At 27.2% G+C, this 14,972-nt stretch carries 11 protein-coding genes; 9 read left to right on the top strand and 2 right to left on the bottom strand.

Translation table 11 applies throughout. The features are described 5' to 3' along the window. Positions 1 to 1,993 precede the first annotated feature (1,993 nt). From VOI34_RS01685 to VOI34_RS01655, 7 genes are all read left to right on the top strand, one after another. Positions 1,994 to 3,559, top strand: coding sequence for an anthranilate synthase component 1 (locus tag VOI34_RS01685; protein WP_331828155.1), 1,566 nt, complete (start codon positions 1,994 to 1,996; stop codon positions 3,557 to 3,559). A 3-nt stretch (positions 3,560 to 3,562) separates the two neighbouring features. Continuing rightward, the gene (locus VOI34_RS01680; RefSeq protein ID WP_331828154.1) at positions 3,563 to 4,165 is read left to right on the top strand and encodes an aminodeoxychorismate/anthranilate synthase component II; all 603 of its coding nucleotides are present in this window, start codon (positions 3,563 to 3,565) and stop codon (positions 4,163 to 4,165) included. Between the two features lies 1 nt (position 4,166). Continuing rightward, complete coding sequence (gene trpD, locus VOI34_RS01675) at positions 4,167 to 5,168, top strand: anthranilate phosphoribosyltransferase (RefSeq protein WP_331828153.1); 1,002 nt, start codon at positions 4,167 to 4,169, stop codon at positions 5,166 to 5,168. Between the two features lie 4 nt (positions 5,169 to 5,172). Next, a complete protein-coding gene (gene trpCF / locus VOI34_RS01670) occupies positions 5,173 to 6,540 on the top strand; it encodes a bifunctional indole-3-glycerol-phosphate synthase TrpC/phosphoribosylanthranilate isomerase TrpF (RefSeq protein WP_331828152.1) in 1,368 nt (455 codons plus the stop codon). A 46-nt stretch (positions 6,541 to 6,586) separates the two neighbouring features. Further along, positions 6,587 to 7,777, top strand: a complete 1,191-nt coding sequence (gene trpB, locus VOI34_RS01665) for a tryptophan synthase subunit beta (protein ID WP_331828151.1) — start codon at positions 6,587 to 6,589, stop codon at positions 7,775 to 7,777. A 1-nt stretch (position 7,778) separates the two neighbouring features. Continuing rightward, positions 7,779 to 8,609, top strand: coding sequence for a tryptophan synthase subunit alpha (trpA, locus tag VOI34_RS01660; RefSeq protein WP_331828150.1), 831 nt, complete (start codon positions 7,779 to 7,781; stop codon positions 8,607 to 8,609). A gap of 277 nt (positions 8,610 to 8,886) precedes the next feature. Beyond that, on the top strand, positions 8,887 to 9,624 hold the full coding sequence (locus VOI34_RS01655; protein ID WP_331828149.1) for a YciC family protein: 738 nt from the start codon (positions 8,887 to 8,889) through the stop codon (positions 9,622 to 9,624). Between the two features lie 159 nt (positions 9,625 to 9,783). On the opposite strand, the gene VOI34_RS01650 is transcribed toward VOI34_RS01655, so the two are convergent. Next, positions 9,784 to 10,395 (bottom strand): TonB family protein, encoded by a 612-nt coding sequence (locus VOI34_RS01650; protein ID WP_331828148.1) that lies wholly within the window; start codon positions 10,393 to 10,395, stop codon positions 9,784 to 9,786. Between the two features lie 879 nt (positions 10,396 to 11,274). Between VOI34_RS01650 and cls the strand changes: the two genes are divergently transcribed. Then, positions 11,275 to 12,744 carry a cardiolipin synthase gene (gene cls, locus VOI34_RS01645; RefSeq protein ID WP_331828147.1) on the top strand — a complete coding sequence of 490 codons (1,470 nt, stop codon included), beginning with the start codon at positions 11,275 to 11,277 and terminating at the stop codon, positions 12,742 to 12,744. Between the two features lie 545 nt (positions 12,745 to 13,289). Here the strand turns inward: cls and VOI34_RS01640 are convergent. Beyond that, positions 13,290 to 13,904: a thymidine kinase gene (locus VOI34_RS01640; RefSeq protein ID WP_331828146.1), complete on the bottom strand. Its 615-nt coding sequence runs from the start codon at positions 13,902 to 13,904 to the stop codon at positions 13,290 to 13,292. A 610-nt stretch (positions 13,905 to 14,514) separates the two neighbouring features. Here VOI34_RS01640 and hns point away from each other — a divergent pair. After that, positions 14,515 to 14,925, top strand: a complete 411-nt coding sequence (hns, locus tag VOI34_RS01635; protein WP_331828145.1) for a histone-like nucleoid-structuring protein H-NS — start codon at positions 14,515 to 14,517, stop codon at positions 14,923 to 14,925. Positions 14,926 to 14,972 lie beyond the last annotated feature (47 nt).

The following is a 14,972-nucleotide window of genomic DNA, read 5'->3' as shown; positions in this document are numbered from 1 at the left end:
ATTAACCATGTCTAAAATTAGACCAAAATATATGCAATTATACTAACAATATATATTATATATTGTTAGTATAGGGTTAAATTATATTGATTAATTATAAAAACTTTCATAATTAACTTTTTTAATTTTATACTGCTTAAGACACATACAACCCAATTTAAAATAAGTAATATTACAAATATAAACTTTTAAATAATAAATTAATCAATATTTTTAAAAATATTTATTGATATAATTAACGCCCAATGTATCTAGCGATAGCTAATGGCATCATACATACCTTAATATAAGCATAACCTCTATCATTAACCGATCTTACACTCTACTCTACTAAAATAAATGAAATAAAGTTCCATATATCATGGAGCTTTATTTTTATATTTAAACGCAATGATTATATATTTACATTTCGTTTCATTTATCTAATAAAATATAAATTCTTTACTATATTACATATATATACTACATAATTTTATCTGAAAAATATATTCAATACTATAAAAATAATCTACACTTTAATTAATATCTTAGAATACTCAATAAATCCAACACGACTCCATTCCAAAATAGATACTTATTCCACACATCTACTGAAATTACTCATTAAAATAAAAATAAAAGACATTTTATCTATAATAACCCCTATTAATCAATACATATCTCAAACACCATAATGACTTCTAATAGCTTATTTTGTTATGTAAAATAAGTATTGTATCCCATATTTGATGTACCATCAACTTTGTTTATTTTAAATCAACGTATTTGTCATATATTTCTATACAAATGATCTACATTTAAAAACTAACAAATCATAAACAATCTATAATAATTAATGGCGATAATTATTATAGATTGTTTATGATTATTATTATTAATCATTATTTTATATAACTAATTTAGAATACCTCATATTTTCAATAAATACATCACACCTGTAATATATATTCTTAATATTCAAAAAAATTACTTTTAAATGAAGTAATAATTAACATTTGTTAAAAAAAATTTATCTATCAACTCTCCATAAATTTTCGCATACATATAAGAAAAAATAAAAACAAACATATTAATTTCATTTTTTCAATATAAAATATAATTTTTTCAAACTGTATTTAATTATATACTTAATTTGAATTAAATATATAAATATACAACTATTTCATAATTAGACTCAATCCCAAAATTTAGATAAACATGTAACAATCTAAAATTTGTTAAATATATATATATATATATATATATAAATTAAATTTAATCACACTCATAAAGACTTTTATTGAATTTTAATTAACTATTATTATACCTCTTTATAATTATATAAACATTATTTAATTAATACTAAACTTATAAAAAATAAAAATAAAATTATAATACCTATTTATTAATGCTTTATTTTAGTATTTATTCACTTCTTAGTTATACCATTAACTAAAACAGAACTATATAATATTTAGTTCAAAATTAAATAATAATTACAACTCAATTTATACAAAACCAAAAAATAACAATGATTTATATACAACATAGACTTACATAATCGAAAATATATATAGTATAAGTAGAAATTTTCATATGTTTATGATTTTTTATTTCAATATTTTTATGAAATGTAATAATATGTATTATTAAAATAATTCAACATAATTTCGTATTTATGTTTATCAAAATAATTATACTATAAACAAAACCACAACATATAATTACTTACTGTAATAATACATAAACAATTATATTCAATAAGTAGTTTTTTCTATCTTTAAAATTATTGTTATTTGACATTTAAAAAAAAGATAGTGATACTAAGATAAATCGTATTCATATCTTTATAAAGTAGATACTTAATCATATTAAGACAAAACTGAATATTCTGCTTACCTAACCATTTAATAGCAATTAAACAGTTATTTAAAACATTTAATATGCTTGAAAATATTTCAATCAAACCGTTAATATATATGAGGTCTTAATAAATAACTGGAACAATTAAATAATGGAATTTCAAAAAATTCATATAGAATGTTTAAATATTCAAGTACGCTACCATTCCAATCCTACGGCGGTCTTTAACCAATTATGTAATAACCGTAATTCGACATTATTATTAGAATCATCAGAAATTAACAAAAAACATAACATAGAAAGCATGATGATTATTGATAGCGCCTTACGTATTACCGCCTACGGGGCAAATGTCACCATACAAGCTCTCACTAAAAATGGTGCAAGTTTACTCCCATTACTAGGGAGAACTTTCCCAGTACAAGTAAAAATTAACAAAACTATTGATAAAATAAAATTGATATTCCCTCCAATACAAACAATGATCGATGAAGATACACGTTTGCGATCAATTTCAATATTTGACTGTTTACGATCATTATTAATGATAACACAACCACTTAAAAATATTCCTAAAGCCATATTTTTAGGCGGCTTATTTTCTTATGATTTAATATCTTGTTTTGAATCTTTTCCTAAATTAATTAATACTTCTTATGCATGTCCAGACTACTGTTTCTACTTAGCTGAAACATTATTAATTTTTGATCATCAACAACATACTGCTTCATTGCAAAGTACTTTATTTAGTTCAAACACTTTAGAAAAAAATAGATTAAAAACTAGAATGAATCAATTAAAAACCCAACTCAACCAAACACCTCAAACTATTCCATATCAAAAAGTACACAATATGACACTACACTGTAATCCAAGCGACGAAAAATATAAACAAATTATACGTAAAATAAAACGAGCTATACGTCAAGGAGAAATTTTACAAGCTGTTCCTTCACGACGTTTTTTTCTTCCATGCCCCTCACCATTAGCAGCATACCATATATTAAAAGCTAACAACCCCAGTCCTTACATGTTTTTTATGCAAGACATGATATTTACACTTTTTGGAGCTTCTCCAGAAAGTTCTTTAAAATATAATGCAGATACTCGACAAATTGAAATCTATCCCATTGCTGGGACACGAGCTAGAACTTATCATATTGACGGATCATTAGATACAGATTCAGATAACCGAATAGAATTAGAGATGCGACTAAATCATAAAGAATTATCAGAACATTTAATGTTAGTAGATTTAGCAAGAAATGATCTAGCACGTGTCTGCAAAGCGGGTAGTCGGTATGTAGCTGATTTATTAAAAGTAGATAGATATTCTTTTGTTATGCATCTAGTGTCGAGAGTTGTAGGTGAATTACGCCATGATCTTGATGTATTACATGCCTATCGGGCATGTATGAATATGGGTACATTAACTGGAGCACCTAAAATTCGAGCTATGCAACTTATTTACGAAGTAGAAGGTACGCGTCGTAATACTTATGGTGGCGCTATTGGGTACTTAACTGGTTCTGGAAGTTTAGATACATGCATTATTATACGATCGGCTTATGTTACAAATCAAATAGCTACAGTGCAAGCAGGCGCTGGCGTAGTGATAGATTCCATACCTCAATCAGAGGCAGACGAAAGTCGTAATAAAGCACGAGCTGTTTTACGCGCCATTGCTATAGCACATGCTTCCAAGGAGCTATTTTAACAAATGAGCAACATAGTATTACTAGATAACATTGACTCATTCACGTATAATTTAGTAGATCAGTTACGTAACGACGGACACAAAGTATTGGTGTATGCTAATCAATTACCAATATCAATAATTATAAATACTCTATCGAATATGATAAACCCAATTTTGATGTTATCACCAGGCCCTGGATCACCCAATAAAGCTGGGTGCATGACTCAGTTAATAAAACAACTAATTAGACAAATCCCAATTATCGGAATTTGTCTGGGATATCAAGCTATCATAGAATTTTATGGAGGGCGTATATCTCAATCAAAAAAAATTTTTCATGGAAAATCCTCTTTAATATACCATGATAATTTAGCTATGTTTTCTAATATACCAAATCCCTTTCTAGTAGGACGATACCACTCACTAATAGGTAATTATATACCAAATAATTTAAAAATTAATGCCTATTACAACAAGAATATAGCAATGGCAGTACGTAATGATTCTGATCGAATTTGTGGATTTCAATTTCATCCTGAATCTATCTTAACTACTCACGGCACACAACTCATTAAGCAAACTATTACTTGGGCAAAATATTCATCGCAAGGAAGAAATAAATAATATGCAAAATATCCTAGAAACTTTATATCGAGGTCAGAACATCAACCAAGAGCAAAGTGAAAAACTATTTCATAATATAATAACAGAAAAATTATCTTCTATACAAATAGCATCTGCACTGATTAGCATGAAAACACGTGGAGAAACATCTGAAGAAATCATAGGCGCTGTAAATATATTATTAACTCATGCTAAACCTTTCCCACGTCCAAATAACTTATTTGCAGATATCACAGGAACTGGAGGAGATAACAGTAATACTATTAATATTTCTACAGCAAGTGCTATTGTTGCTTCAACTTGCGGCGCAAAAATTATTAAACACGGCAATTGCAGTATATCTAGTCTAACAGGATCAATGGATTTTTTAGAAAAATATAATTTACATATAAAAAATGATGTGCAACAATCACGTAAAAATTTTGACGAACTAGGTATATGTTTTTTATATGCTCCTCAATACTACGAAGTATTATCTCGCATAATGCCTATACGCAAACAATTAAAAACTCCCACACTATTTAATATAGTAGGGCCATTAATTAATCCATCTAAGCCTTCATTGACACTAATTGGTGTATACAAAAAAGAATTATTATCACCTATGATTCAAGTGCTGCAACTACTTAAATATGATCACGCAATAGTAGTACATTGTGGAGGAATAGATGAAGTAGGATTGCATGCCCCTACTCATATAGCAGAACTACACAATAATACAATAAATAACTATGTTTTAACAGCATCAGATTTTGGATTAGACTCCTACCCAATAGAAACACTATGCTGCCATTCAAGAAACCAAGCTCATGAATATATGATTAATTTACTAAGAGGAAAAGGAGAACCTGCACATTCTTCTGTAATAGCAGCCAATGTAGCATTATTATTAAAATTATTTGGATATGATAATTTACGTGCTAACACACGATTAGCTCTAGACAAAATACACCATGGTATTCCTTACGCTCGTTTGTTATCTTTATCAAAAAATAGGATATAAAATCATGCAACACACAATACTCGATGAAATTTTATCATATAAAAAAATATGGATAACTAAACAAAAAAAACAACACCCGTTACATACTTTAAAAAATAAAATACAAATAAGCAATCGTAATTTTTATCACGCCGTATCTAATAAAAAAAAAACAGTATTTATATTAGAATGTAAGAAAGCATCCCCTTCTAAAGGTATTATCTGTAATAATTTCAATCCTATCCAAATAGCCCAAACTTATAAAAAATATTCTTCAGTTATTTCAGTACTAACTGACGATAAATATTTTCATGGAAATTTTGATGTTTTATACCAAATGAGTGAAATTGTAGAGCAACCAATATTATGTAAAGACTTTTTTATTTCAGAATGGCAAATCTATTTTGCACGATTACATCAAGCTGATGCCATTTTATTAATGCTATCAATTTTAGATGATGCAACTTATAAAAAATTAGCTAAAATAGCTCATACGTTATGTATGGGTATATTGACAGAAATAGTAAACGAAAATGAATTAAAACGCGCTAAATATTTAGGGGCTAAAGTTATTGGTATAAATAATCGTAATCTACATGATCTTTCCATTGATCTAAATCGTACTATCACTCTCAGTAAAAATATACCCAATACAATAACAATAATTAGCGAATCTGGGATTAATAATTATTGTCAAATCAGAAAGCTTAGACAATATGTCGATGGATTTTTAATCGGGACAACATTAATGTCTCAACCACGCATTGATACAGCGGTAAAAAAATTAATTTTAGGAGAAAATAAAATATGTGGGCTAACACGAGTTAGCGATGCATATATTATTAATAAGTTAGGAGCGATATATGGAGGATTAATTTTTATTTCTACTTCACTTCGCTATATTAATATCATTACTGCACAACATATTATTTCCAACGTAAAAAATTTAAGTTATGTTGGTGTCTTTCGTAATGCTACTATTTCTTATATTATCAATATAGTAAACATATTAAACCTATCAGCAGTACAACTACATGGAACAGAAAATCAGGACTATATTAATATTTTACGAAAACAACTACCGATTACATGTCATATATGGAAAAGTATTAATATGAACCATAGACCTTTATTGTCGTGTAATATACTAAACGTGGACCGCTATTTGGTAGATAATGGCGGAGGTAGTGGACAAACTTTTGATTGGTCACTTCTTTCTAATATGCAACTAGAAAAAGTAATTTTAGCAGGAGGATTAACAATAAGTAATTGTACAAAAGCAGCACGTATAGGTTGTCTAGGTTTAGATTTTAATTCCGGAGTTGAAATTAGACCAGGCATCAAAAATCATAATAAGCTTATAAAAATATTTCAAATACTAAGCTCTTATTAAACAATCAATATATTTAAAATAATTAAAGGAACCAAATACAATTAATATGATAAAATTACAGTCTTATTTTGGTGAATTTGGAGGTATGTATGTACCACAAATTCTAATACCAGCTCTTGCTCAATTAGAGGAAGCATTTATATCAGCTCAAAATGATCCTGATTTTCAAAAAGAAATTAAATATCTTTTAAATCATTATGCCGGTCGACCCACCCCTTTAACATTATGTAGAAACTTAACAAAAGGAACTCGCGCTAAACTTTATTTAAAACGTGAAGACTTATTACATGGAGGATCTCATAAAACTAACCAAGTATTAGGACAAGCTTTATTAGCTAAACGTATGTGCAAAAAAGAAATAATTGCTGAAACTGGTGCTGGACAACATGGGGTCGCTGTCTCTATTGCAGCGTCTCTTTTAGGATTAAAGTGTCGTATTTATATGGGATCTAAAGATATAAAACGTCAAGAACTCAATGTCTTAAGAATGCAATTAATGGGTACACAAGTGATCCCAGTGCATCATGGATCTGGAACCTTAAAAGATGCTTGTAACGAAGCTATACGAGAATGGTCTAAAACTTACGAATACACTCATTATATGCTCGGTACAGCTGCTGGCCCTCATCCTTTTCCCACAATTGTTAGAGAATTTCAACGTATTATTGGAAAAGAAACATACAAACAAATACAAATACATGAACAGTGTTTACCAGATTCAATTATTGCTTGCGTAGGAGGAGGATCTAATGCTATCGGAATATTTTCTGATTTTATTGATATACCATCAGTACAGTTGTTAGGCGTAGAAGCTGGAGGTTTAGGAACAAATACTAAATATCATGGCGCTACTCTACAACATGGAAACATAGGAATTTATTTTGGTATGAAAACCTCAATCCTACAGTCTTCAGATGGACAAATAAAAAATTCCTATTCTATTTCTGCTGGGCTCGATTTCCCATCTGTTGGACCAGAACACGTTTACCTAAAACAAACTGGTCGAGTGAAATATGTATCTGTTAATGATATAGAAGCTATAGCAGCTTTTAAGCAATTATCTGCTCATGAAGGAATAATCCCAGCCCTAGAATCCGCTCACGCTTTAGCGCATGCGCTAAAAATAATTCAAAAACAACCAAATAAAACTCAAATTTTAGTAGTTAATTTATCTGGACGCGGAGATAAAGATATTTATACAGTCAATAATGTATTACAAAAACAAAAAGAGACATAAAATGGATCGTTACCAAGAACTATTTACACGTTTAAATCAAAATAAATCAGGAGCATTTGTACCTTTTATTACTGTAGGGGATCCAAATGCTATTTCTTTTATGCATATTATAGATACATTAATTGAATCAGGTTCTGATGCATTAGAACTAGGCATACCATTTTCTGATCCTATATCAGATGGACCTATAATACAAAAAAGCATAGCACGAGCATTCAAATCAAGTATAAATTTTTCACGTTGTTTTATCATATTACGAAATATTCGTAATAAATATCCAAATTTGCCTATCGGGCTATTAATCTATGCAAATTTAGTTTTTAAAAATGGAATAAATAATTTCTATTCACATTGCGCAGATCTAGATATAGATTCTGTGCTAATTCCTGATCTTCCTATAGAAGAAAGCCTACCATTTTATAAAGCTGCCATACAACATAAAATAGCACATATTTTTATTTGTCCACCTAATGCTACTGAAGAATTAATACATAACATTACAAGACAAGGATGCGGATATATCTATTTAGTATCCCGTCCCGGAGTAACTGGGATTGAAATTAATAAAAAAACAATGAACACTACTGTTTTACAGAATTTAATTCAATATATTCAAAAACAAGAAAAAAAAATACCTATCTTACAAGGTTTTGGTATACATACACCACTGCAGGCTCAAGAATCATTATCATTAGGCACCTCTGGAATTATTTCCGGTTCTGAAATTGCAAGAATTATTGAAGAAAATATATCTAATCTAGAATTAGCGCTAAAACAATTAAAAAAATTAGTGCGTCTAATGAAAATATCTATGTGTTTTTATAAGAATTAAATGTACATATGAGATGTACATTTAATTCTTATAAAAACAAGCACTTAACATCAATTAACACATGTTATTACATAACATTACTAATATAGTATAATAACAACAATATTAAATGAACTATATGAAATATAAAACATCAAAATAAAAATGCTCAGTTTATTATAAACTATTAATACTACTAAAGATTATAAAATAACTTAATTATGTCTCATTAATTTCATTTCAAAAAATATGATTTTTTTATATTTAAAAATATTTTTGGAGAAAAATTATAGAAACTATGATAATTAAATTATCTCGAGATGTATTCCATTTTATTCATAATTATTGTACTGATATTACAATATTAATATTGATTACAACATTAATTCAAGTTTGTTTAGATTATGTTTTGTTGCCAAAACAAGAAGAACTTATATTCATGAATAATTTTATTGGAATAGGATTACGCAACGTAATCAAAGAGTTATCAGCAGATCAGCAATACATTTTATTCAAATTATCTGCTGCTAATGGTATTTCTAAAATGTTGAGTAGTACCTTTTTATTCGGAAGTATACTAACTATGTTACATCTAATATCTACCACTAACAAAAATAATCAACATTTAAACATAGGAAATATTATTACATCAACAATATTAATCTTTCCAAAATTTTTATTATTAATTTTTTATACCACATTATTTGTACAATTAGGGCTTATGACAGCAATTATTCCAGGTATTTTATTAGCTATTATTATAAGTCTAACTCCAGTGATAATCATTACTGATAATTTACCTATTATGGAATCCATATGCCTTAGTATAAAGATCAGTTCTCGTAATTTCCATTTAATTACACCACCAATATTACTATGGTTTTTGATTAAAACAATGTTGATATTAATTTTATTCCATCATTACGATTATTGGATATGCATTACCAAAATTTTAGTAAATAGCCTTAGTAATGCATTATCTGTAATTATTTTGATATATCTATATCGTTTATACATGCTCGTTAAACTAACATAAATTATCATGTTCATAAAAATGATAACAATTAAATATTATTAATTTTTAATTTAAAAATCTCGTCCTATAGATATATAGTTACAAATCGACTCAATTTAAATCACTATTTTATTCCATGTAAAAACATACAAATATACTAACTATATAACCATTATAATGTCAATCACTAAAATTTTTACTAGAATTTAAACAAAATTTAAAAGTAATAATTAAATCTTTTTCTGGTTTATTATTCTCATATACCCAACGACGCATAGTCGATCTAATGCTTTCTTCAAACACACCAACAGGAACAGCTGATAATATCCGTACATTATCAACTCTACCTTCAATGTTAACATCATATTGTACGATAACTACTCCTTCTATACCTAATATTTTTGCTTTATTAGGATATTCAGGATACATACGGTTAATCACACAAGAAGATACATAATTCCTCTGATTACGATCTGTTTTAAAAGAAGATACAGAATGTCCTGTAGGTTCTGAAATGTTCATATTATTTTTTTTAACTACAGGAGAATTTTTATTAGAATTTAATATATTTTTAGAATTACTTACAATCTGTTGTTGTTGTTTTGGATGAATTATAGTTTTTGAGTTTGACTTATTATCATTTTTTTTTAACAGTTTTAATGACTGATTTTCTTCCAATGAAACCTGAAGAACCTGATCAGGTTTCGGAAACGATAGTGTAAATATTTTAGATTTTTCTATATACATAGACTTATTAACAACATGAGAAAATTGGCACGATAACACTTTCATTATAAATATATGTATTATACATGATAAAAAAACACAAAAATAAATTGATACATGTAATTTATTCCAAGTACGTCGATAATTATTTATAATTAAATTTTTTAAAAAACCCATATTGCATTATGCAAATTAAATAATTTGTTCTTTTATACAAAAAATGATTCTCTATCATGCTCCTTAATATTTTTTAAAAAATTTTTAATCACTTTATAATACATAAAACAACAGTTATATTTTGCATGTTTCTTTCATCACATACGTTAAAACAGTAATACATATAGTATTCAGTTCAAATCCACTTAAATGTGTATAATTTATTTATATGATCATTCTTATGATATTTATATATATATATATATATATTTTAAAGATATTTTAAATTTACATTTAATATACATTAAATTTTTTAAAAATACTCTTTCACATTTATTAAATAAGTAAATATGTTTTACTAAAAAATATTAATAAAATCAATAATAATTATTACAATCGAAAAATTTTAATTCAACACATATATCAAGTTTTAAATTTTAACTATATACTAATTTAGCGTTAATAATAAATAAATTTTTGGTTACTGATAAACAATAATTACTAATTTTATAATGAAAATACCCATTTATTTACTTAATACGCAAAAAAATTTCATGCAATTATCATATGTTTTATGGGTTGTAAACAATGCAACGGAACCAATATTATTGATACAAATTTATTAATATTTAACCACAATATATTTTACCGATTAAAATTTGATTATTATAAATATGTAGGTCTCTTATACAATTATAAGATTTGTCAGAAAATAAATATTCAATAATAATCAAATAACCTTTTGTTAAAAATATTCCACAAACGTTCTGAATAGGATTTATTATAATCATGATCGCGATGTATACCATTTTCAATTGTATTTTTTTATGCAGTTATTGGTCGTTAATCGCGCTAGTTACATTTCGAGTCTTAATAAAACGTCGAGCAGTCCCATCATCTATGGCTTGGTTATTAGTAATTTACATTTTACCTTTAATAGGTATAATTACATATCTGCTATTTGGAGAATCTAATCTTGGCAAACAACGATCTACTAGAAGTAGAATAGCATGGTTATCTACTGTACGTCGCATACAAATATTAAAAACCTATAAACATATTTTTTCAACTGAACACAGTGCAATTGCTTCATCGTTATTTAAGCTTTGTGAACATCGTCAAGGGATAGGTGCGCTGAAAGGCAATAAAATACAACTATTTAAAAAAACTAATGATGCTATTACCTCTTTAATTAAAGATATTGAATTAGCTCAAAATAGTATTGATATGGTATTTTACATTTGGGAATCGGGAGGATTAGTAGATCATGTTATAAAAAAATTAATTATAGCGGCTAAAAGAGGTATCCAATGCCGTATTATATTGGATTCTGCTGGATGCACTAGTTTTTTTAACAGTTCGTATCCTAATATAATGCGACAGGCTGGAGTTAATGTAGTAGAAGCGCTACATGTAAATTTACTACGAATCTTTTTGCGACGCATGGATTTACGACAACATCGAAAAATGATATTGATTGATGAACATATTGCTTATGCTGGCAGTATGAATATGGTAGATCCACAGTTATTTAAAAAAAATATAGGAATTGGACAATGGATTGATATCATGGTTAGAATAGACGGACCTGCAACTTCAGTTATGAGTATAATATTTTCTTCTGATTGGGAAATTGAAACAGGACAACATGTATTATTACCAGTATTATTAAATACTCACATAGTGGCAGCTCACAAATTAATACCAACAGGCCACACCATTCAAATTATTCCTTCTGGACCAGGATGTCCAGAAGGAATAATTCATCAAATATTACTAATATCATTATATGAAGCTCGAAAAAAACTTATAATCACTACTCCATACTTAGTACCCAGCGATGATTTACTACATGCTATTTGTACAGCGGCGCAAAGGGGAGTGGAAGTACATATAATTATTCCGAAACACAACGATTCTGTACTAGTAAGTTGGGCTAGTAGAGCATTTTTTAGCGAGTTATTGCAAGCTGGCGTTTTAATACATCAATTCCAAAACGGACTATTACACGTAAAAAGCGTATTAGTTGATCAACAATTAAGCCTGATAGGCACTGTAAATTTAGACACACGAAGCCTATGGCTAAACTTTGAGATTACTTTAGTCATTGATAGCCAAGAGTTTAGTGATGAACTAGAAAAAACACAACAAAACTATATTTCTCATTCTAGAGTAATTGATCCTCAAACATGGGCTAACCGTCCCTACTGGGAACGAGTTATTGAGCGTTTATTTTATTTCCTAAGTCCTTTATTATAAAAATTTTCATCCTCAATGCAAATAATATGTCTCAATTTGATATAAATCAACTAATACAAATACTGATGGTAATATTTAGTAACACTACATATTTCTTTTATTTTTATCAAAAATACCTTAATAACTATAATTAATTTATACAGATAATAAAAACTATTTATATGCTATAAATAAAAATTTGTTCCTCTCACTCTCAATACCATCAATTTAACACTTATGCTTAATTTCATATATTAAATTAATTACAAAACACTTAACTCTGTTATATATACATAACACAACCAAATATAACGCATAATATATACCATCGTGCGTTATAAATAATCACAACACACGTCATAATAAAAATATATTAAATATAAAATAAAAAATTAATAAAATTAATAAATCTATGATCCATATCAATATCTATTTTCAATCCAATGTTAGAATATCTTTAATATCACAAAAATATATCTTTTTAGAATAAAATATAACAGATATAAATATTTTCAATACTTATATATTTATTAAGATATATACGGATAAAACTAAATATTTTTTATCTATTTCGATGAATACTTTTGATTAGATACAAGTGATAATTCAAATTTTTCTAAAAAATGCCTACGACATACTGAAATATAACGATTATTACCTCCAACTAATATTTGATCACCATCTCGTATTACTAAACCTTGATCGTCAATTCTAAGAACTCTATTAGCCTTACGTCCACAATAACAAATAGTTTTTAATTCAATTAATTTGTCCGCCCATGCTAATAACCACAAGCTTCCCGGAAACAAATCAGCTTTGAAATCAGTACGTAACCCATAGCACAATACTGGAATATTTAATGTATCTACTATTTTTCCTAAATCAATCACTTGATCACGATTAAGAAAATGACACTCATCTACTAATATACAATGTATTATATCATCCTGATACATAGCTGCTATTTGATTAAAAAAATTAGTTTTAACATTAAATATTCTAGCAGAAGCAGTCAATCCAACACGGGACTTAATTTTTGCATGCCTACAATTTTTATAATTCATTTCAGCGGTATATAACACAGTACACATTCCTCGTTCCTGATAATTATAAGAAGATTGTAATAATGCGGTAGTTTTTCCGGCATTCATTGCAGAATAATAAAAATACAATTGCGCCATAAATTAAAATCCTATCTAAGTCACAGCATTTGAATACTATTCACATAATATAATTCTATTATGTTAAAATTAAGTTTATTAACCTAATTTAATCCATGAAATTTATAAATAAAAATATTTTATATACACATTAATTTTAATGTAATGAATTTTAGATTCTATCTAATATAAATATTTTTACAATACCACATATATACCTTAAAATCATTCTATACTTTATATATAAACAATAATTTAAGTAAATAAATACTCTATACTTAAAAGATTATATATCTCTAATGAGAATAACTAAAAAATTTAATAAACAACTATTATTTATATTTAAAATTCTTGCAAATAAAAAATAATTATTAAATTAAATAATTACATAATGTTAAAATTTTTTATAAAAATATATCAGTTTATTTAATTAAATTAACAAAATATTTTTAGTAAAATATAACATGCAACAATACTTTACTTATATTTATGACTCTATATATAATTACCCGTTGACACACAATGTCATAGAATTTTTTATAAATTAAAACACTCTAGGTATTGCAGAAAATAAATTAGCGCTCTATCCTTATCAATAGATTTGTTATTTATAACATTTGAGATTAAATCAATGAACGACGCATTAAAAATTCTTAATAATATACGCACGTTACGAGCGCAAGCTAGAGAATATACTCTTGAAACATTAGAAGAAATGTTAGAAAAATTAGAAATAATTGTTAATGAGCGCCGAAAAGAAAACAATCAAGCCCAAGCTGAAATAGAAGAACATGCTCGAAAATTACAACAATACCGGGATATGCTTATAGCTGATGGGATAGACCCTAATGAACTATTGCAAAATTTAAGCGCTACTACTAAATTATTTCATAAAAATAAACGTGCATCTCGCCCAGCAAAATATCAGTACACCAACAAAAATGGTGAAATTAAAACCTGGACTGGACAAGGACGCACACCCTCAATTATTAAAAAAGCTATCGATGAAAAACTGAAAAAGTTGGAAGATTTTTTACTATAATTGATAGTACTGTTATATTTTATATTTAATGTAAAGTCAAAGGGCTT

It is taken from the genome of Candidatus Blochmannia sp. SNP (assembly GCF_036549215.1).
In the GTDB taxonomy this organism is placed as follows: domain Bacteria; phylum Pseudomonadota; class Gammaproteobacteria; order Enterobacterales; family Enterobacteriaceae; genus Blochmanniella.
This window is presented reverse-complemented; position numbering and strand designations above follow the sequence as displayed.

Excerpts from the sequence above, each read along its gene's own strand:
- VOI34_RS01685 (WP_331828155.1), top strand. The coding sequence starts at position 1,994 with ATGGAATTTCAAAAAATTCATATAGAATGTTTAAATATTCAAGTACGC.
- VOI34_RS01680 (WP_331828154.1), top strand. The coding sequence starts at position 3,563 with ATGAGCAACATAGTATTACTAGATAACATTGACTCATTCACGTATAAT.
- trpD (WP_331828153.1), top strand. The coding sequence starts at position 4,167 with ATGCAAAATATCCTAGAAACTTTATATCGAGGTCAGAACATCAACCAA.
- trpCF (WP_331828152.1), top strand. The coding sequence starts at position 5,173 with ATGCAACACACAATACTCGATGAAATTTTATCATATAAAAAAATATGG.
- trpB (WP_331828151.1), top strand. The coding sequence starts at position 6,587 with ATGATAAAATTACAGTCTTATTTTGGTGAATTTGGAGGTATGTATGTA.
- trpA (WP_331828150.1), top strand. The coding sequence starts at position 7,779 with ATGGATCGTTACCAAGAACTATTTACACGTTTAAATCAAAATAAATCA.
- VOI34_RS01655 (WP_331828149.1), top strand. The coding sequence starts at position 8,887 with ATGATAATTAAATTATCTCGAGATGTATTCCATTTTATTCATAATTAT.
- VOI34_RS01650 (WP_331828148.1), bottom strand. The coding sequence starts at position 10,395 with ATGAAAGTGTTATCGTGCCAATTTTCTCATGTTGTTAATAAGTCTATG.
- cls (WP_331828147.1), top strand. The coding sequence starts at position 11,275 with ATGATCGCGATGTATACCATTTTCAATTGTATTTTTTTATGCAGTTAT.
- VOI34_RS01640 (WP_331828146.1), bottom strand. The coding sequence starts at position 13,904 with ATGGCGCAATTGTATTTTTATTATTCTGCAATGAATGCCGGAAAAACT.
- hns (WP_331828145.1), top strand. The coding sequence starts at position 14,515 with ATGAACGACGCATTAAAAATTCTTAATAATATACGCACGTTACGAGCG.